Genomic DNA, 20,618 nt, shown 5'->3' with positions numbered 1-20,618 from the left:
AGGACAGAGAAAAATTCTTTCGATGTCAATTAAAACACAAAATCCCCGCAGTGTTGCGAGGATTTTGTCAACCGTCTGAGGGTCGCAATCGTTGCGATCCTTTTTTATTTATTCGAAAGTACTGCAAGGCCGGCAGTTAGAAGAAATAGTGCCAAATCCAATCGAGCCGACCGCGCTTAACATAATAGATCCCACTAAATTTCATTACTTCACGTATTTTTTGTCGCATCTCTGGCTTATAGCAATGCACTGTGCAGTGGCGGCAAACGGGTTTTGGTACGAGCGGACAACGGTCGTTACGCTGTAAAGCATACTGTAACAACGCATAGCATTCTGAACAATATTCACGGCCTTGATCACGATGGGTCACACCATCAGACTGCTCACCACCACTAAGATGGTGAATCTGACAATACGCCGAGATAAAGGCTCGTAGAACCTTTTCATCCTTTGCGATCCGCTGCTGCTTTTTTTTCTGCTCTGACGTAGCCAATATTACACCCTAATCCCTGCCGCACGAATGGAAGATGGATCACTGGCATGACAAGGTGTCACAGCGTAAACCATTCCGCAATCGGGGCATTGTCCCTCAAATGTTTCCATAACAAAGGGAGTTTGGCATTGTTCGCAAGTCATTGATACGACCGCCGGCATTGGCTGAGTATTGAATTCCATTGAACGAATTTTATTGAGGACATCTAGTCCTGATGAAAAGTTTCCAGCGCAACCATCGTGCATGAGTGAGTCTCCTTTATTGTTGTTTAAATTATTGCGTTATATTAAACACACCGTCGTCAAGTTCGACATAACTATATGGTTTCGAGCGTTTCACCTTGACGGATGCGATGACGTAGGGCCATCAATTTACGGTCGAGAACTTCAAGTTGTTCTAGATTATCGCGTTCGGCTTGTCCTGTTTCAATGATTTTAGCGACTCCGCCATTTTTGATCACCAAGCGGCGCTGACCCATTAAGGCCAAAATCGGGTCATGGGTTGCCATCAACACAATTTTCTCCTCTTTAATCAACAGAGCTAACGCTTTCTTACGGTCGATTCCGGCATTTTCAATTTCATCAATTAAAACGATAGGTGACCGACTTAAAATTGCCGTATCGGCAATCATCAATGCTCGAGATTGACCACCACTGAGCGAGGTGATCGGTGTATCAGCGCTGAAAGATTCACCCGCTAGCTCGTTAGCCTGAGCCAAAATTGCGGTAATTTTCTCATCGACGTTGGCGACAAAACGACTTTCAGCATGCATACGAATAAATTCTTCGACGCTCAAATCCATGACAAAGTTCATATTTTGCGACAACTGGGCCACCAACTTATGCTCAATGGAAAAGCGCCATTTGGCGTCGGGAACTTGACCATTGATTAGGATATGTCGCCCCGTTGGAGTATCTCCCTGAGCCACCCATTCAATATCAGCCAGCAAACGGCTTTTCCCCGAACCAGTGGGCCCAACAATACAGGTTATTTGTCCGGGTATTAAATCGAGTTCAAAGTTTTCCGCTTCACGGTCTTTATTAAAACCACCACGAATCGTTAACTTTGCTACGGTATCAACTTCCTGCTGCAGTGCACCCATGCCCTCAACGTAGTCACGCAGAGCTGTGCGCAATTGATCCAGTGTCAGCCCCATATCATCAAGGTGATCGTCACTTAACCCGGCAAACAGCTCTTCAACGGTGCCCGTAAGATTCACCGCATCAAAGCCAAAAGAATCAAAAAAATCTTTAAGATAGGGCGCTTCATTGATCAGCTCCTTGAAGGGTGTTGTTAACAACTGGTGTTCATTCATTATTTTGGCCCTTCAGCTGTTGGTTTTGAACTCAAGTCAATTTTGCGTACGTTACCCATTTGATACTCATCGCCAATACGCGTTTCACCTAAACAGTATGAGCACAATGCCGCTGGCATAGAAAAACGCAGAGATTTGCCTTTGAGGGTGTTGATCTCCTCTGTTTGCGCTAACAGCGTTGACAATTCAAACGCGCCTTGGCCGGTTATGCCATTGACATTCATAATTACAGCCTTTGGGTTCACCTGCCGTACCCGTGAGGCAAACACTTCGCGTTCTGCCTGCGAAACGATATCGCCTTTGGTTATCACAACGATATCAGCTGCTTTAAGCATCGGGCCGATTTTTTTCGGTGTGCCAATACCGCTGAGGTTGTCAATGACGCAAATGGCCGTGACATCTTTAATATGGGGAGAACAGCGGTTACACAACCCAGCACTTTCGCTGATAAGAATATCGAGATCTTGCTCTAAGCCCCACTTCATACAGGCTTCAACATTGCTGACAAAATAGTGATCAGGACATAATGCCCCCGAGAGCCCTTTTCTTACCGGCACACCACGTTTTTGATAGAGCTTATCGTCATCGGTGACCAGACAATCAAACTTAACAACACCGATCTGAAAGCGACGCTCCTTGAGGGCATCAATCGCTTGAAGGATGATCGCTGTTTTCCCTGATGAAGGTGGCCCTGATACCGTGACAAATTTCATACTCTACTCCTGGGTCGCTGCCGCATTAAAAATGGCATCGGTGTGACAAATGAGCTCGGCAATATTGTGGTCGTAGATGTAATCCCAGCCTAACCATTTCCACGGTGCGTTCCCGTGAAAACTCTCTGGTAAAACATTCTCAACTTCGGGGTTCAAGGATGGGAACAACCCTTTTTGAGCGAGAACCTCACCGACCGCTTTACTGGCTAAAAATTCTGCAATTTCGCGAGTCTTGTCTAAACTCTGTTTCTTTGCAAGGAGAAAAATCGGGCTGATGATCGCACCATCTTCTGGCCAGACAATCTCTACTGACTTAATCGCACTCGCCATACGGGTGAAGAAATAGGGCAAAATAGTCACTAACGGTTTGTCCTCTTTAACGCGCCCTGCCCCTTTAACCATTTGTGCAGGGTGCATTGACTGCAGCATTGAACGACCAAGGCGTTTTACACCATCGTCACCAAACTCTTTATGAATATTGAGCAAAATAGCATTAAACAGATCAAAGTCACCAACGGGTAAAGCGACCTTCTTTTCATAGATCGGCTTGAGCAAGTCGGCCCATGTCCGCGGTACGGGCAAGTCACCAAGTTCAAGTTTATCAACCATAAATACCGCAGGAACGACCGAAACAATTGAATAAGCATGACGCGGGTCAACCAGATCAACTTCAGAAAAATCCCGATTGATACCAGTAAACTCGACAGCCTCGAAAGCCCCCTGCTGTTGATACAAGCCAATCCCTTTCGGATCAAAAAATGTATCAAACCCAGCCGAGATAAAAAGATCGGGCAACTGACTTGCGCTCGTCAAACTATTAATATTCTCTTCCATCCAATCGGCACCCACAGAGGCCGCCTCAAGGCGACTACGCGTTTTAAAACCACTGCGCTGCTGGTAGTCATCGGTAAAGGCATTGAACGCCTCTAAGAGAGGAACACGGACAGGACACGGCAAAAGACCTGCTACATCAATATCGTAGTCGTCCAGTTTCTTCTCTACCAAGGTAATATCAACTTGGTTGCGCTGTTCGTTCACTTTATCTTCAAGTAATTGAACAAAGGTATCAACCGCATAGCCTTTATTATTCAGTGCAGATTCGAGCTTAAGAAATTTACCGACACTCTCAAGAACTTTTGGCTCCTTTAAATTTTCAAAGCCATTCGCAATAAACACATCCAACGTTTCGGGCCATGCTTCAACGATCTCTTTTATGGTCATTGATAACTGTATCGTCACAATAATCTCCTTTTGTTGATTCAGACTATGCCGAAGCTGTATTCTTTTAAAATTGACACACATCAAAAAAAAGACATTTTGTACATTTCGACGATTGTACGCTCTCACTTATCAGAGACAGTTCTCATTGTCTTACAACCAATTATTAGTTTTCATTACCTGTTTGACTTCTTTAAAACTATGACTATAATTGTCAGGCAAATTTGGACATGATGTGTTTTTAATTACCAGGCCCTTAGCTTACAACCATTGATCTGATGAACGAGAACTCTCTTGTAATAGGCGATGTCATACATGGCCATTTTTATTAATCTTGAATCAAGTACGGAGGAAACATGAAAAGAGTGATCATTATTGCACTAATGCTGTGCACCCTACCAACAATGTTGTTGGCAAGTGAGGCAAACCAGTCATCACAAGCAGGCCGTTTCTACATCAACCCAATGGTTGGTGGCTTAGATATGGAAAGTAGCTCATACGATCCTGAAATCAACTATTCCCTTGGTGGCGGTTACAACTACAATGCCAACCTTAGTAGTGAATTTCGTGTCAGCTTTGCTAACGAAGAAAACGGCGCTAACAGCGATGCAACAACAGCATTTATCGGCGCAATCTACCACCTTATGCCAGAAGGACGACTTGTCCCTTACTTGGCTGCAGGAATTGGTGGTTTATTAATCGATGATAGCGATGCTGATAGTGACCTGTTCTCACAGGTCAACTATGGTGCAGGTCTAAAGTATTTCATCAATGAGGACATGGCGATCAATACTGAAGTAAGGCACATGCTTGCTTCAAGCGGTGAGCCAAACAATGTCATGTATGGCGCCGGTCTTGTCTTCTATTTTGGCGGCGATAAACCAGCTCCTGTTGCGACACCAGAACCTGCACCAGTAGTAAAACCAGCTGTTGACAGCGATGGTGATGGCGTCTTTGATGAGATGGATAAGTGTCCTAACACGCCATCAGGTGTTAGTGTAGACAGCAAAGGTTGCCCTCTTGATAGCGACAACGACGGTGTTTACGATACGTTTGATAAATGCCCAACCACCCCAGCGGGTGTAGCCGTTGATAGCAAGGGCTGTGCTCTTCCTGTCGATAGTGATGGCGACGGTGTTTATGATAATGTTGACCGCTGCCCAAATTCTGCTCCAGGCGCACACGTTGACGAATATGGCTGCCAATTAACCCTAACACTCTTGATTCAGTTTGATACGAACAAGGATGCGATTCGGCCACAACACACCCAAGACATGGTTAGTGCAGCGGCTTTTATCAATAAGTATCCCAGTGAAACCGTTATGATTGCTGGCCACACTGATAGCGATGGTAGCGAGCTATACAATCAACAACTTTCACAAAAGCGTGCACAAGCGGTATGTGACTACCTCGTTACGAGCCACGGTATTAATGTTGAGCAAGTGACTGTTAAGGGCTTTGGCGAAAGCCAACCTGCTGTTGAAAATACGTCAGCTGCGAACAAGCAACAAAATCGACGCGTTGAATTAACTTTGTTCAACAACTAGTCGTGCAATAAACCAGACTCACGACATCTCAGATGTCGTGTTGACGGACAAACAAAAAGCCCGCTGAGTTTTCAGCGGGCTTTTTTATGATCTATATCTTCCTATTTATTCCGTAGGTTCATCCTCTTTTTTCTTACCAAAGAACCGAGCAACCCACACTCCCACCTCGTAAAGAACAATAAATGGCAGCGCAATTGAGACCTGAGAAAACAGGTCAGGCGGAGTCAACATCGCCCCTACAACAAAGGCCAGTAAAAAGGCATAACGTCGGTTACGGGCCAGCCAGTGGTAATCAACAATACCGAGGCGGGCGAGAAAAAAGATCACAATGGGTAACTCGAACACTAAACCAAAGGCGAGCAACAGCCGAGTCGACATACTCAAGTAACCGCCAATCGACAACATCGCCTTGACATCACTGACGCCAATACCGTAATTGATCAGAAACGTGAAGATTATAGGAAAAACAAAGGTAAAGCCAAAGTAGGTGCCAGCGGCAAAACACAAACAGCTACTCAACACAAACGGCACAGCGAGACGTTTTTCACCGGGATACAAGGCAGGGGCAACAAACATCCACAGTTGCCAGAGTAAAACAGGTAAGGAAACCAGTAATCCCGCAACCGCAGCCACTTTAAGGTATGTGAAAAAGGGTTCTGTGGCATGAATAAAAACAAGAGAGCTGCCTTCCGGTAGGGCCTGTCGAACCGGTTCAGCAATAAATTGAAACAACAACTCCGCGTAGTTATAACAAACCATGAAAGCAACCAACCACGCCACAACGCCAATAATCAACCGCCGGCGAAGTTCCCGCATATGACTAAAAAATGGTTGTTCAGGTTCAGTCATGATTCGACTCTGTCGTTGTTTTCTTATCCTCTGGTTCGCTACAAGTATCATCAGACAAGATGACTTCGCCTATTGGTGCATCATCGTTAACAGGATCGTCATTCGCTGCCACCACCGAAACCGCTTCTTCAGCTTGAGGCTCTTGTTGACCATGAATCGTAGGTTGTTGCTGTGGTGAAACAACGTGCGCTTCTAGATCAATACTATTCTTCAGATCATCGGTAGCACGGCGAAATTCACGCAAACCACGACCTAACGCACGAGCAACATCCGGCAGCTTGCTTGGCCCAATGAAGATAATCGCAATCACTAAAATGACGAGCAATTCGGGCATTCCAATGCCAAACATGAACCCTCCCTAAATCGATACACTACAATGAAATAAAGCTTTGACTAAAGCTAACAATCCTTGTCATTTGAATCATCGAGCCTATCATTTGAATCATCAACCGGATCATTATCGTCAGAATTAATCCCTTTTTTAAAGTTTTTAATCCCTTTGCCGAGTCCCGCCCCTAATTGAGGCAACCGTTTAGCACCAAACAACACAACAACAATCACGAGAATAATAATGAGTTCTTGTGAACCTAATCCAAACATAGATTGATCCTTTCATTGCTATCACAACAGGTCAGCAACTGATTACTGAGAGAGAGATCGTCAAGACAATTTAAATTAATAAACGCATTTTCAATCCCTTTAATATCAGCAAGTTGACTAAAGGGAACGTGGCAAACAGTTAACGTATCAAAAAGATCTACAATTTTAAATTGAGAATTTTTCAACGCTTGCTCCATAACGGGCAAACAATTTTTAGAATAACAAGCAAACAGTGGCTCAGCACCTTTTTCGCTGTATGGAACCACAACATCACATTCAGTAGTTAATGATAACAGAAAATTGACCACTTCCACATTAACAAAAGGGAGATCACCAGCTGAAACAAAAATCCATTGTGTTTTTGCGTGAAAAAGGCCAGTAAATAAGCCCCCTAAGGCACTTCCGGGGTAAATATCTTTATACACAGGACAAGAAAAATAACGAAACGGATCACGCTCGTTAGCAATCACCATTATTTGACCAAATAGATGTTGCATGGGTTGGAGTACTCGCTCAAACAACGGCACACCGCCAACATCAAGAAACAGTTTATCCTGTCCCATGCGGCGACTTAATCCACCGGCGAGAATTACCCCTGTAACAGTATCTGAATAATTATCAGTCATAACCATTTCACCTTATTGACAAATGGTGGTCACCACGCCAGAGGTTTCAATTATGGGCTCACCGCTTAAATCGAGATCATCGATCATTTGTGCAACACTGATACGAGTCGCATCCCAATACGTAACAGGATCAAGGTTCCATGTTGTGACCACCTGCTGGCTTAAGCGACTGCGTACGGTCAAAATCATCGGACACGACCTTTGGTCGAAAAGGCTCGTCAAAGACTCAGCCCATCCTTCGCCGCGAAGTTCGAGAGGGCCAATTTCATCGACAATAACAAGATCAACTCCGTCGAGAACCTCAACATTTAATGCGGCAGCACCGAACTGAAGACCTTCTTCAAAAAAACCATAGGGACCATGGTTCGACACAGCGTTTTCTACATCGCGCCGACACAGTGGACAACTCTGCTTTGTCTTCAAATTGACTAAATCAAACCCATAGCGCTCACTATCGCGCCATAGCCCTTTAGCCACAAGGCCACCAATGGTATAGCCCCTTAATTCAAGTTCAGCGACTAACATTTGCACCATTGAGGTTTTACCACAACCGCGATCTCCAACTAGTAAACAAACTGAATCACTTTGACACTGTTGCCGAAACTGCTCTAACCAGCTATCCATCTGGCGCAACATTTGTGCCAGCACCTGTAACGGTGATCGCAACGGAAGATGGTGGGCCATCAACGAGCCCAACATCTGTGGCATCACCCGAAACGATAATTCTAGTGCTGCTGAAAATTGACCTAATCCGCGCACCTGCAACTGTTGTTTGATCCGTGGATTACCAAGTTCCACTCCCAGCGCAGTGAACGTGGCAAGAAGTAATAGCGCACGTAAATTCATCTTTAAACCAATCAGAATGCTTTGCCATTTAAAACTCAACTGAGGGTCATGGAGTGTCCCTAAGAATAGACCCGCTAAGACTGTGATCAAGATAAATACAACCCAAAAACCAGGTTTACAAAAACGACGGTACGCGTTTCGGTAGCGATACACACAGATACTGCTATAGACGAGACAAAACACAGCTCCGTAAATAAACGGTGCTGAAGAAAACAACCATAACCCATACACAACAGCAACAAAATGGCCTATTAGCCAGAGAAATGACCATTGTACGGGTGATGTGATCCGTTTTGTTGGCATCGCTTCGGGTGATGGGTCGACCTCAATCGGCCGTAGCCCCTTCAATCGTTGCCCCAAGCGCCAACCAATGGTGACAGCAACAACGGCCAATAACAGGTAGATCATAACAACGACAATAAAAAAATGCTGCGGCTCAACCCACATCAGCGAGAGCCGTTGTTGAAGATGAGCCAGCATCTCCAAATAGAGGTCGATCATGTCGCGACCATAAAAAACCAACAGTCTTCCAACTTTTTGTACCGGTAGCCACAACATCGCCAGGCATCCTGCGACGAGGCATCCAATCCTGTTTCGGCCAAGTAAACGAATGCCTGTTTCAAACAAAAACGCCTCAGCTATAATTGCCACCATGGGCCCGAAAATTACCGCTCCCGGCGAAAGCGACTTCATCATGGCACAGACAACACCGGCACGCCAAACGAGTCCTTTTTCTGGCCATATTTGAATGAGGGCAACAAGAAAAACAAGAGCTACGGCAGTAAGAAAGCTGCCGGCAAAAGGAAGATGTAAATTATGCAAAAAACTGCCCAGAACAATCTCGACGCATGCCCACAAACTGCCACCGACAGCTGCCTTTAACCACAAATCATCAAGTTTTTTTGCCATAGGTTATCCTCTACTAAACAAATAGAGCCATTGTGATTCTTTGGTGTCATTCTTATCAAACTGACACGTTGACCGCACTCTAAAAGGTAACTCGCAAACCAGTATAAAGTTGACGCCCGGGCTGCGGGAATCCCGCTTCCAATTGGTACTCCGCATCAAGGAGGTTGCGAACACCTAAGTTCCATTGAATATTAGCAGTAATAGGACAATTTAACTGCGCATTGCACAACCAATAGTCATCGGTTGTTTGCCAATCGAAGGTCGTACTATCTTGATAATGACGACGACTGTTCCACTGGGCCTGTGTGACGAGATTCATCGCAGCAGGCAACTGCCACGTGACAGAAACATTAAACTTATGCCGTGAACGGTACGGGAGATGGTCACTACTACGCTGTGCAGAACGGTTACTGGCATCAAGAAAGGTATAATGGCTAGTGAATTCGTGCCCTGCGTCGCTATGGTAGCGTAATGAGACTTCAGTACCGACATAACGCGCTTCACCAACATTTTGTAGCTGTTCTACCCCTGCACCGACAGGCTCACTTTCGATAAGGTCATCTATTTTCGAATAGAAGACGCTGAGCTGAGCAATCAAATCATCACTAAAAAAATGCTCAAATCCCAGTTCATAGTTGAGGCCCTGCTCCTGATTAAGTTCTTCATTTGAGAGTGTCCGAGTACTTTCTAGTCCTGAATACAGTTCTTTTAAGCTCGGGAAGCGAACTTTCTTTGCGACGGAAAACCAACTCCGCGTTGTGAGACCCAGTTGCCAATTTAAGCCAACCAGCGGATTCCACGCATCCTCACTTTGACGATCAAAATCAGTTGATTCGGTCAAAGGTCGTTGCTGGTCATAACTTAAACCAATCACCATGGACAGGGTGTCGCTGAGACTAAAATTATCTTCTATGGCACACGAGTATTGTTCGCTGCGACTTTTCAGCCAGGCTTCACCGCGATCAGATTGTGAACGATGGGTGTCCCGACGGTAATGCACTGCCACGGCGGTATCGTGATCGGGTAAAAGATTCGGACGAAAGGTTAAATTACCACCATAGCTATGATCATCATAAGTACTATGAAAGGCGTATTTGCGTGTTTGACTGGTAAAGTTATCATCGTCATACGAATCTAAAACATTATCAAAGGTGTCATAGAAAAAACGACTGTGAAGCGTTCCGAAGTCGCCTAATTGACTTTTACCCGTCAGATAACCTGTTGTTCGTTGCCACGTACTAAAACGCCAATAACGCCCCCAGCCCTCATCAATGGTTGGCAGACCCCACTCACTATCAACATGATGAATTCCGATGGCATATTCATGCCCTTGTGCAGGTTCATAACCGACCTTAATAGCGATATTTTCCCGTTGCCGATCGCTATTTTGTCGTACACCACCATTCTCATTTTCATGTTTACCATAATCATCGGATAAGCGAAAATTATCGCTATCGCTGTAGCCATAGTCGGCACTAAGATAGTACCTGTCTTGACGACTAGCGATGCGCGCATGGCCCCACGCCGTTCCCCGTTCTTCAATACCACCATCTACTGAGATCTCTAAAGGTCGCTCCGGTTTTGCACTCACCATGTTGACTACGCCGCCCATGGCGGTGCCACCATAAAGAACCGAACTATTTCCCCGAGTAACAGTGATTTTTGCCAAACTATCGATGGGTAAACTGCCACTATCAATAAAACCATCATAGGGAACCATCAATGCAATTCCATCAAGCAAAACAGGGACTTGGCGTTGTTCAAAACCGCGAAGGTTAAATGTTAATTCATTGCGCCGACCAACGTTCGTATAAACTCCAGGCAATGTTGAAATCGCCTCACCGAGGGTACGAACACCTCGTTGGTGCAATTTCTCCTGTGACATCTCATCCACTGCGGCAATTTGAGTGATGGTTTGACGGCTATTTTTTACAACAATCTCCCCTAAAGTAAAGGTTTCAGCGTGAACGAAATGGCTGCAAAGAAGACAAATTGCACACCAAATCAATCCTGTCCTTCTAACCATAGAACCTCCAACAATATGCGAGCACCATCAAACCTAGTCGACAATTACACTTCATAACATGTCACCGTTTATCCCACCAAACAACACACTTTGCCATGAAAACTTTCGCCGCAAATACTAAAGTCCGGGCACTGACAGTGCTGTATTACTCCATAAGGGTCTATGCCACCATGAAACAACAGCTTCTCAAACATTAATATCACATGAAACGGCTTCCGCCCCCTTCCTCGATCAGATCAGAGGCGCTGAACCTATCACCTTAACAACGGTGCAATGCTCATCAAATCCACGGACGCCAACACAATCATTAATGTTTTTCTTACCACCAGCTAACTCGTGTTGTCCACTCAACACAACACGCATAACTTGAACCGGTCATGACATCATATTTACGAACAGGCCGATCGTCCAGTAAACAGGTTTGTCGCAAAAAACAAAAGGGCCCTGTCTGTATGGTACAGACAGGGCCCTTAAGCATACAGAGGTGTTCTAACGCCTATTCACTATAAGACGTACTGAACTCCTTCACACGAGTCGCAGGGTCATAGATCCCTTGAGTCGCCGCTTCTCTTACCCATTCTTCACGCAAGGTACCGAGGAACTTTTTCTTAGCATTAACCAGCTCATCCATTGGCAAACCAATCAACTCCTGAGCTTCTTCCTTGGTAGCATAACCAGGTGCCACGTAATCAACAGCATCATACTTAGCCAAGATGATACGCAATTTCAAACGAGCGTCCTGGGCCTTGTTAATAGCACTACCAAGAATACGTAGAGTCTCTTCTGGTGCATGGAAGAAACCGCCGTGAGCAGCAACAGCAAAATCCCAACGCCATTGACCATGGCGAATATCCGTCAACGCTAGCTTCATCTCATCTTCAGTAGCGCCTAACTCCCAGGCTTTGGCTGCTTCAAGGTGCGCCAGAGCTAAAATTTCAGTCGCAATACCTGCCAACTCGTTCTTGCGCTCTAATTTACGAGCAATGATGTCCTTGAACTCCTGCTCAGTCTCACCATGGCAATTCAGACAGGTGTTTTGGATATTTTCCAATGGGCTACCAATTTTATGGCTGGAGTACTTAACACCACCTTCGCGCACATATGGCATATGGCAATCAGCACAGGCTAGATTGTTTTGGCCGTGAATACCAGTTTTGAACGTTTCATAGCCGGGGTGCTGAGCCTTAAGCATCGGAGTTCTACTCAACTTATGAGTCCAGTCAGCGAACTCACGCTCATCGTAGTAGCTCTCAATATCCTCGGCGGACAAACCGTTGTCCCAAGGTAAAGTAACAACAGCAGCTGTCTGCTCGGCACCAGTTGGATCGGTCCACTTAGTTTTCTTAAAGTAGTACTCGACGTGGCACTGAACACAGACCAACGTGCGCATATCTTGATGATTGGCATCAGCAAACGGCGCACTACCTTCAGCATCAAGAGCACGCTTGAGGTAATCGCGAGTGACAGTCAACTTCATAGTCTCGTTGTCATGGCAATCAGCGCAGCCAACAGGGTTGACAATCTCACTGCCCCAACGGGCCCACTTACCAGTAAAAAAGTCGAGTTCACCCTTCTCTTCGATCAGCCGTGGTACATCTGGCGATTTACAGGTCCAGCAAGCAGTAGGCATTGGACCTGTTTTTTGATCCACAGGGGCTCCCGTACGCAGAGAGTTAATATTGTCTTCCAAAATATAGTAGTGCCCTCGGGGAGCATTGTAGTCCTTGGAGAAGCCGTAACCAGCCCACATTACAACTAAATTTGGATCCTGCTGCAAAACATCTTTAATCTCATCGCTCTTACGAGTTTCGAGATAAGAATCATACTGTCGAGGATAATATCTACCCCACTCAGCACTCTTTGGCTCCAATTCCGCGATTTCAGGTACAGCATTGATCACCTCTTGCTCCGCCTTATTCCCCTTAATCGAGAACGCCAGCATCAGCATGGGGACCAATATGACCACAGAGGCAATTGTCACGAATGTTGATCTTTTCATAGATTCATCTCCTAGTTGGGTCTTCTAAAGTTCTTTGACACCTAAATTATGCTGTGTTGTCGTTAGGTTGCGGGTACGACCATGAGGCACCATCCGGTGGCAGTCCCAGCAACGGCGACCCATAGGTACGGCATCATCAAACTGACGGTACAACTGGCTGTTCATCTGCATTTGCGATACAGCTTCTGCATGGCATGAAATACAATTATTTTGTATCCGATCAGCGGCATCATCAGTAATGCGTAGGTTGTAACCATAAGTCCTGAAAGTCATGGCCATGGAATGGTTAAAGCCATCTTTAGACTTAGCCAGCATCTTGTTGGCAAACGAATCTCGCGGCAGATGGCAGTCAATACAGCTGGCTTGCTCGCGATGAGAGCTATGCTGCCAAGTTGCATAATGGGTGTTCATGGTGTGACAGTTGATGCAGACCTTGGGGTCTCCGGAAAGATAGGACAGCATCTTAGATTCATAGACTATATATAAAAACAGTCCAATCACTGCCACAACACAACAGGTTGCTACATACCTCATAACGTTACTATTTTTCATAAGCAGCCTTTTGAGTAGTGGAACGTTTCTGTTTCGCGAACATTAAGTCTTGATCCAGCATTGCTCTTCGCCAGTGATACATTGCCTCACCTCCCTTGAGGGTTCATAGCTGCGGTAAAGTCCGCTAAAGCCGAATCGGTAGTTCACTTATTGGATTAAAGATTCAGCGTTTTCTCTCCCTCTTCAATTGGAGCGGGAGAGAAAACCTGCCATTAAAACGTGTACTGTAACCGTGCAGTCAAAATTTCAGTATCTACAGTTGGATTAGCGACGCCGTTAGAGGCATCATCATCTTGCATAAAGTTAGCATACTTAATTAAAAGCTTGATATTTTCATTGATCGATTTAACTAAAACGAGATCAATTTCATCACCGTATGTGCCATCAAAAGCATCATCTTCAACAGTATCAAAGTAGTGATAGACAGCAACTAACTTACAACCAAACAGCTTGGTGTTGGCTTTTACATAATAATCCTCTAAACCACCCAGTAAACCACCACCGTTGGTTGCCAAAAAGAGGTCAGCAAAACCATTAAATTTATGCGCGGTACTAAACAAAGTATCAAAGCCACGATCTTGACCATCTTTACCCGAGATATAAGAATAACCAGCACCGACATTAACCTTAGCGATCTGCATGCCAAGATAAACATTTAGCATATCGGCATCGTGATTTTCGCCATCAGCAAAATCTGACTGGTGGGTATAATCTATATAGTAATCAAACGGAGCTGGCTTACCAACAAAGCGGAAACCGTATGTCGCTGAATCGCGAGCCGTATCAGCAGTACTTTCAGTATCGAGAAGATAGACGAAACCAGAGAGTGAGTGTTTCTCAAATGGGGAATATTTCGCATTAAGAAGATAGAAATGGTCTAGGTCTGTATGAGTTAAAAAGATATCATTGACTTGATTTACATACGAAGCAAAAACTTTAAGATCTTTAATCGATGTATTGGTCACTGAAACAGCATCGAACGATTGTCCGTTCAGACGCCAACCAATATTACCCAACAAACGTGCATCATCAAGAATGATCTCTTGACGACCTGCACGAACCAACGTGTTGGAAATACCTTTATAATCAATAAATGCTTTATAAAGACGGTTCCCATCAGGATCGGCAATAATATCGCGATCTAAATCGCCATGAAATGAACCATCTTGCTTAAAGCGAAAATCTTCTTGAAGGTTGGTTAGGTTATGGAATTGGGCATAAGCTTCAAAATCATAAAATGATCCCGTACGGTAGCCAATGCGTGTACGAAGACTGAACTGCTTACCAGGACTAGTTGCATCATCACGATTTTTATACTCATAACTCGCTAAGACATCAAGATCTGCTTTACCACTCTTTATTGCAGTTGTAAAATCATCTAATACCGTTGCACTGGACACTGAAGACCAGCCTAAAAAAATCACCCCTAGTACAACAAAAAAACGCAACAGTTTACTCATTCGCCATTCTCCTCTCAATTAAACCCAATAATTAATAGTGGCTGGCCGACATCTAAGCCTAACGTACAATTTGCAAAGAGCAAGCAAAGGCGCGTCAAAGATCGGTCAACAACCGTGCGTTTGCACAGTCTTCGTATACTATCTACACTGACTGTGCCAAAGGCCAATAACTACCTGTAAACACAAGGGAATAAGAGATAAAGATCTACAATGGCATTTCAAACCAACTTACAGAACGGCAAACGATACCAAACAGTAACAAAATTGCCATTTTGACGTTACCCAGAGGTAACGTCGTCATCTAAATGATAACGTTGAACCTTTTCCCAGAGACTTTTTCTCGAAATTCCGAGCAACTGGGCGGTTTCACCTTTCTTATCGTCACACGATTTCAACGCCTGTGCAATATATTCGCGTTCAAAAAAACTTACAGCTTCTTTAAGTTTGTGACCACTTTGATATCTAAAACCTGAAGACGAATCTGATAGTTTCAATAGATCACGCGGTAGGTCATCAGGGAGGATTAATTCACCTGAACTCAAGGCTACTGCGCGCTCCATGGCATGTTCTAACTGACGAACATTACCTGGAAAACGGCATCCAAGGAGAATATCGAGAGTTGATTGCGATAATCGACAGGTGGGTTTATTCATTTTTTGAGAAAAATTCTCCAAAAACATCTGTGCTAATGGCTCGATATCATCAACCCGCTCACGTAAAGGAGGGACTTCAATCTGAATAACATTCAAACGGTAAAAAAGGTCTTCGCGAAACTTGCCACTCGCAACATCATCAGCTAAAACATGGTTTGTCGCTGCCACAATCCGAACATCGACCGAAACTTCACTCTTACAACCAATAGGTTGAACTGTCCGACTTTGAATGACTCGAAGCAACTTAGCTTGTGCAGCTAATGGCAAGTCACCGATCTCATCTAAAAAAAGTGTGCCTCCATGGGCCAATTCGAACTTGCCTTTACGGTTTTCATTGGCGCCAGTAAAAGCCCCCTTTGCATAACCAAACAATTCAGATTCAATTAAATTTTCAGGTAAGGCCGCGCAATTGACACGTATCAATGGACCATTACGACGGACACTATGTTGATGCAATAATTCAACCACACATTCTTTACCTGTTCCGTTTTCACCACTAACCAAGACCGTTGAATCAATCGCCCCTAAGGTCGTAGCCATCTCCATGACCTTTTGAGCAGCTTCGCTTTTCACCACAAGGCACTTCATCTTATCTTGATCAGCCGGATTTTTTAAAGATTCATTCTCAACGAGCAAACGTTTCTGTTCGGTAACATCGCGACTGATCAATAACGTTCCAAGAAACAATCCCTCTGGGGAACGAATAGCGGTGTATGAATTTGAAAAAAAACGCTTTTGTGCGTTAACAATTCGATTACCTGAAGAGATTTTACCACTTTTCAGGCTTTCAATAAGTTCACGAATTCGATGATGCATACGGGGGGGATGGAGAGATAAAATACTTTTACCAAGGATTCTGTCTGCCTTAACGCGGCGAACACTCTCTGCAGCAGGATTACAAATACGGATGATATCGTTTTCATCGAGAAAAACTACACCCTCAGACATCTCTTCGATGATTGATTGGTAAATAGAACAAAAGGACATTAGCGCACCTCCAAATGTTTACTTTAGGTAACAAAAGTACAGGCTACAACACACCCTGTCAAGATGTTGAAGCCTGTAAACATTTGGCGCGCCATGGTCGCAACGTATTCCTCGATTATTTAATTAGTCTCGGGTTATGCCATTCGCCCCCCAAGTAAGAGACTTGGCGATCCAACCTCGTTTTCCACTTTCATGCACAACACTGAACCAATCATTATTTTCATCAACAATTCTAAAGGCGACACCTTTAGCAGACTTGAAAACAATGCGGTGATTTGTTCCTGGATTTTCTCGAATATTTGCCATTTTTACTGCGATCACGACACTTGGTGTGACATTGACTTGCACAGTGCGAATCCATCCTGTGCGCCCCAAAAAATCACTAACCTGACAAAAACCATTCTCTTCGGAATCCGACAGCAATGGATAATACCGAGGAACCTGCAATACGACGTAACCAAAAGATTCGACGGGAGCGCTAAAGATATCCGCAGTTTCAACATTGACAGACACAACTTTCGCCTGACATAGACTACTCAACATCAGTAACATAACTAGTGCAGCCAGATATTTCATACAACCTCCTTCAATTTAGGAATGTTACTCTCATTGCTTTGCATCAGTACTCACAATGCGGGCAAAGTATGCAAACCGTTGGAATGCATAATTATATTCTTAAAATCATAGCGCCACCTGTGGGTTAAGGAACGAGTTCAGATTTTTTAAGTGGTTCAGACCTTACTCTCTTCAATCGGGTGCGCACTGATTCAGGGCCACGCATTAGCTTAGGAATTATCACCAGCTCCGTCTATTCATCGAAACCATCGCATCAATTAGCGAGCTTCATCCGATTAAGTTGATCTAAATTATTCTGTGCACGGACATAAAACCGTGGATTAAGTTCAAGGGCACTTTTAAACGCATGTTCGGCACGGTTCCACTCCCCAGTTTCCATCAGTAAATAGCCAATATTATTGTACGCAATGGCCTTATCTGATGCGCTTGTAAATAAGCGGATTGCTCGTTCCTCATTACCACTTAGAGCATAGGCAATAGCGAGATTATTCTGCGCATGCACATTCTGTGGTTGAATCGTTAAAGAACGACTCAGTACCGAAATTGCCTCAGAATAATCTCCTTGTAACATCAAATTAAAACCAAGATTGTTGTAACAAGATGCGGTTTGTGGTTGCAATGAAACCACTTGACGATACAGAGGTTCAGCCATTTCAGCATGACCAGAGTTATCGTAACTCATGGCTAATTCCGTCAACACTTCGACATTTTGTTCATTATTCGTTAGTGCCTTAGTTAAAACTTCAATGGCTTCAGAATAATTACCTTGAACACGGTGAACGCGTGCAAGAGCTAACATTGCTAGGCTATAGTCGGAATCTTTTTCTAGCGCACGTTCATACGCTTGAGTAGCGGGTTTAAAAGCTCCATTGCGAAAGAAAATATTTCCTACCCCCGTTAATGCCGCTGCGGACTCAGGGTTTTTATTGATGGCCATTGCGTAATAAATACGCGCCAGACTCTCATTCCCTTTAGCTAGCACATCATTGCCTCTAAATATTAATTGTTCGATAGACAAATCATCCAATTTTTTTTCACTGTTTTTCTCACTATTCAATGAATCAATCGCGGCGTCTGGCCACTGAGAACTGTACGATCTGACCGATTTGGTACAACAACACAATGACAAAAGGATGCTAAGAAGAAGTGCTAAAAAAAGGGTTCTGCGAAAAACTGGTAATAATGTTATTAAAAATATTTTTAGGGGGGCAATTAACATCAATGAGTAACCTCCTTTGCTAAAGACAACTTCAACGCTTAAAAATCACGCTGTGCATTACTCGCCACCTAAAACAGGTAACAAGATTGTTATAACCCGAATAGCGGCCGGACCAAGGAGCACCACAAACAATGCTGGGAAAATAAAAAACACCAGCGGAATAACAAGCTTAACGGCTGCCTTAGCAGCTCTTTCTTCAGCAAGTTGTCGCCGCTTAATTCGCATCGCCTCGGCATGAATGCGCAGAGTTTTTGCGAGGCTTGTTCCAAAACGATTGGTTTGAATGAGTAGAGTCATTAAATTACTGACTTCGGCAACACCTGTTCTCTCAGCCATATTTTTATAGTTTTCATCTCGTGGTCGACCAGCACTCGCTTCCAAATTTGTTAAGTTAAATTCATCGCTGAGATCTGCACTGATGGGACGAATCTCAATCCCAACCCGCTTAAAAGTCATATCCAAACCAAGGCCCGCTTCCACACACACAACCATCAGGTCAAGAGCATCGGGTAATGCTTTTGAAATATTCTGTTTGCGCGACTTCGTTCGATAGTAAAGTACAATATTTGGTAAAAAGAATCCCGTTAGGGTCAAACAGGCTGCCACGGCAACAACCTGAGCCGAAAAACTATAGAAATAACGAGCAAATAGAAATGCACTAGGCAACAGGGCGGCCAAAACAATTTTCAATGCTAAATAATTTTGCACGGCCCTTTCTGAGCGAAAGCCCCCTTGTATTAATTTCAACCGTAACTTTTTTTTAGTCTCATTTTCAGTCGGCGCAACCAGATCATGTAATGGTTTGACGACTTTCGTTACAAAACCATTCTGTTCTGCGACCAGCCTTGGCCTAGAAAGATCAACATCATCTTGCTGATGGACAAAGCGGCCAAGCCTTTGCTTCACATCACTTTGGCGGTTAAACACAAAGTAAAGGCCGAGCAGAACACTTACTACAGCAAGGAAAACAAGCAATAGCATGCCGTAATAGTTTAGATTTTCAATAACTAGATAATAACCATTCAGCAGATAACTCATGTGCCCTCCTACAGTTCAATTGCCACAATTCGTTTGATCAGGTAGGCTCCAAGAATCTGCGATATCACAGCCCCAATCACCATGTAGTGGCCAAGCTCTTCAGTCCACAACAAAGAGACATATTCATAGTTTGCCATGTAGATATAACCGAACATCAATAATGGCAGGAGGACCAATATGATCCCTGAAAGTCGTCCCTCGGCGGTCAATGTTTTTACTTGGCGATCAAAAACGGTACGCTCCCTAATCAACTTACTGATCTGCTCAAGAACTTCAGTCAGGTTGCCCCCAGTATCTTTTTGCACCAATACTGCAATCGCAAAAAAACGTAGATCCATGCTATTTATTCGTGCGCACAAATTGTCGAGTGCCTCCTTCATTGTTAATCCAAGACCTATTTCATCAACCACTACTGAAAACTCAGTTCGAATCGGATCACTCATTTCAGTCGCAACCATTTCAAGCCCTGACACGAGTGCATGACCTGAGCTTAACGCTCGTGAAGTGAGGTCAAGCGCTTCTGGCAACTGCTCTTGAAAGTCGTCAAAATATTTTTGCTCTGCGAATTTCAACATCATGTATGGCACACCTAGCAACAGGCCACCGACAACAACGGCCAAACCTTTTTGCGGTAAAAAATGCCAACCAATCAAAAGACCTGAGCACCCCAAAAGCAAGCTAATCACAACAAAACCACTCGCATTTAATGGCATGTGAACTTTTAGTAACAGGTTATCCAATGAACTTAATCGAGGTAGTGTTAACAGGAAACGCTCCATGACCCCCACATCACGTAGAACCCTATTTCGGTAAACAGAAAGCCTTTCATGCCCGTGTTGTCCACCGGCAGAAATATATAAAAGCCGCTTTTTCATTGTCCGTTTTTCAGCAAATTGACTTTCTTTTACGAGATAAAACAGACCCACAGCAAAAGCTACTGTGCACAAAAAAATGGTCATCATCAATATCGTTTGCTGGTCCATACCACCCTC

The 20,618-nt window shown here is 44.2% G+C and carries 20 protein-coding genes; 1 reads left to right on the top strand and 19 read right to left on the bottom strand.

From position 1 onward, the window contains the following. Nucleotides 1-136: 136 nt before the first annotated feature. From ACZ5KY_RS07405 to ACZ5KY_RS07385, 5 genes are all read right to left on the bottom strand, one after another. Nucleotides 137-493 carry a nitrous oxide-stimulated promoter family protein gene (locus ACZ5KY_RS07405; RefSeq protein WP_464243254.1) on the bottom strand — a complete coding sequence of 119 codons (357 nt, stop codon included), beginning with the start codon at nucleotides 491-493 and terminating at the stop codon, nucleotides 137-139. A 2-nt stretch (nucleotides 494-495) separates the two neighbouring features. Next, nucleotides 496-738: a hypothetical protein gene (locus ACZ5KY_RS07400; protein WP_464243253.1), complete on the bottom strand. Its 243-nt coding sequence runs from the start codon at nucleotides 736-738 to the stop codon at nucleotides 496-498. A gap of 71 nt (nucleotides 739-809) precedes the next feature. Continuing rightward, complete coding sequence (locus ACZ5KY_RS07395; RefSeq protein WP_464243252.1) at nucleotides 810-1,808, bottom strand: ATP-binding cassette domain-containing protein; 999 nt, start codon at nucleotides 1,806-1,808, stop codon at nucleotides 810-812. Beyond that, nucleotides 1,808-2,521 (bottom strand): GTP-binding protein, encoded by a 714-nt coding sequence (locus ACZ5KY_RS07390; protein WP_464243251.1) that lies wholly within the window; start codon nucleotides 2,519-2,521, stop codon nucleotides 1,808-1,810. The genes ACZ5KY_RS07395 and ACZ5KY_RS07390 overlap by 1 nt, the downstream gene beginning before the upstream one ends. A 3-nt stretch (nucleotides 2,522-2,524) precedes the next feature. Then, the gene (locus ACZ5KY_RS07385; protein WP_464243250.1) at nucleotides 2,525-3,760 is read right to left on the bottom strand and encodes an ABC transporter substrate-binding protein; all 1,236 of its coding nucleotides are present in this window, start codon (nucleotides 3,758-3,760) and stop codon (nucleotides 2,525-2,527) included. 335 nt (nucleotides 3,761-4,095) lie between these two features. Between ACZ5KY_RS07385 and ACZ5KY_RS07380 the strand changes: the two genes are divergently transcribed. Continuing rightward, nucleotides 4,096-5,286 (top strand): OmpA family protein, encoded by a 1,191-nt coding sequence (locus tag ACZ5KY_RS07380; RefSeq protein ID WP_464243249.1) that lies wholly within the window; start codon nucleotides 4,096-4,098, stop codon nucleotides 5,284-5,286. A 105-nt stretch (nucleotides 5,287-5,391) separates the two neighbouring features. Here ACZ5KY_RS07380 and tatC read toward each other — a convergent pair whose 3' ends face one another. The 14 genes from tatC to ACZ5KY_RS07310 form a co-directional block, all read right to left on the bottom strand. Next, nucleotides 5,392-6,135, bottom strand: coding sequence for a twin-arginine translocase subunit TatC (gene tatC / locus ACZ5KY_RS07375; RefSeq protein ID WP_464243248.1), 744 nt, complete (start codon nucleotides 6,133-6,135; stop codon nucleotides 5,392-5,394). After that, entirely contained in the window at nucleotides 6,128-6,484 is a 357-nt protein-coding gene (locus ACZ5KY_RS07370; RefSeq protein WP_464243247.1) for a twin-arginine translocase TatA/TatE family subunit, read from the bottom strand. Before ACZ5KY_RS07370 ends, tatC begins: the two co-directional genes overlap by 8 nt. A 50-nt stretch (nucleotides 6,485-6,534) precedes the next feature. Continuing rightward, the gene (gene tatA, locus ACZ5KY_RS07365) at nucleotides 6,535-6,735 is read right to left on the bottom strand and encodes a twin-arginine translocase TatA/TatE family subunit (protein ID WP_464243246.1); all 201 of its coding nucleotides are present in this window, start codon (nucleotides 6,733-6,735) and stop codon (nucleotides 6,535-6,537) included. Then, nucleotides 6,723-7,361, bottom strand: coding sequence for a molybdenum cofactor guanylyltransferase (gene mobA / locus ACZ5KY_RS07360; RefSeq protein ID WP_464243245.1), 639 nt, complete (start codon nucleotides 7,359-7,361; stop codon nucleotides 6,723-6,725). Before mobA ends, tatA begins: the two co-directional genes overlap by 13 nt. A gap of 12 nt (nucleotides 7,362-7,373) precedes the next feature. Next, nucleotides 7,374-9,116 carry a nucleoside-triphosphatase gene (locus ACZ5KY_RS07355; RefSeq protein WP_464243244.1) on the bottom strand — a complete coding sequence of 581 codons (1,743 nt, stop codon included), beginning with the start codon at nucleotides 9,114-9,116 and terminating at the stop codon, nucleotides 7,374-7,376. 79 nt (nucleotides 9,117-9,195) lie between these two features. After that, a complete protein-coding gene (locus tag ACZ5KY_RS07350; protein WP_464243243.1) occupies nucleotides 9,196-11,142 on the bottom strand; it encodes a TonB-dependent receptor plug domain-containing protein in 1,947 nt (648 codons plus the stop codon). Nucleotides 11,143-11,638: 496 nt separating this feature from the next. Beyond that, nucleotides 11,639-13,141 (bottom strand): ammonia-forming cytochrome c nitrite reductase, encoded by a 1,503-nt coding sequence (gene nrfA, locus ACZ5KY_RS07345; RefSeq protein ID WP_464243242.1) that lies wholly within the window; start codon nucleotides 13,139-13,141, stop codon nucleotides 11,639-11,641. A gap of 24 nt (nucleotides 13,142-13,165) precedes the next feature. Beyond that, nucleotides 13,166-13,693 (bottom strand): cytochrome c nitrite reductase small subunit, encoded by a 528-nt coding sequence (gene nrfH, locus ACZ5KY_RS07340; protein WP_464243241.1) that lies wholly within the window; start codon nucleotides 13,691-13,693, stop codon nucleotides 13,166-13,168. Between the two features lie 212 nt (nucleotides 13,694-13,905). Next, complete coding sequence (locus ACZ5KY_RS07335; RefSeq protein ID WP_464243240.1) at nucleotides 13,906-15,153, bottom strand: alginate export family protein; 1,248 nt, start codon at nucleotides 15,151-15,153, stop codon at nucleotides 13,906-13,908. A gap of 278 nt (nucleotides 15,154-15,431) precedes the next feature. Next, the gene (locus tag ACZ5KY_RS07330; RefSeq protein WP_464243239.1) at nucleotides 15,432-16,793 is read right to left on the bottom strand and encodes a sigma-54 interaction domain-containing protein; all 1,362 of its coding nucleotides are present in this window, start codon (nucleotides 16,791-16,793) and stop codon (nucleotides 15,432-15,434) included. A 123-nt stretch (nucleotides 16,794-16,916) separates the two neighbouring features. Continuing rightward, on the bottom strand, nucleotides 16,917-17,369 hold the full coding sequence (locus tag ACZ5KY_RS07325; RefSeq protein WP_464243238.1) for an SH3 domain-containing protein: 453 nt from the start codon (nucleotides 17,367-17,369) through the stop codon (nucleotides 16,917-16,919). Nucleotides 17,370-17,622: 253 nt separating this feature from the next. Then, on the bottom strand, nucleotides 17,623-18,351 hold the full coding sequence (locus ACZ5KY_RS07320; RefSeq protein ID WP_464243237.1) for a tetratricopeptide repeat protein: 729 nt from the start codon (nucleotides 18,349-18,351) through the stop codon (nucleotides 17,623-17,625). Between the two features lie 294 nt (nucleotides 18,352-18,645). Beyond that, nucleotides 18,646-19,626, bottom strand: coding sequence for a type II secretion system F family protein (locus tag ACZ5KY_RS07315; RefSeq protein WP_464243236.1), 981 nt, complete (start codon nucleotides 19,624-19,626; stop codon nucleotides 18,646-18,648). Between the two features lie 8 nt (nucleotides 19,627-19,634). Continuing rightward, entirely contained in the window at nucleotides 19,635-20,609 is a 975-nt protein-coding gene (locus ACZ5KY_RS07310) for a type II secretion system F family protein (protein ID WP_464243235.1), read from the bottom strand. Nucleotides 20,610-20,618 lie beyond the last annotated feature (9 nt).

Source organism: Desulfuromonas svalbardensis, assembly GCF_055389415.1.
This window is presented reverse-complemented; position numbering and strand designations above follow the sequence as displayed.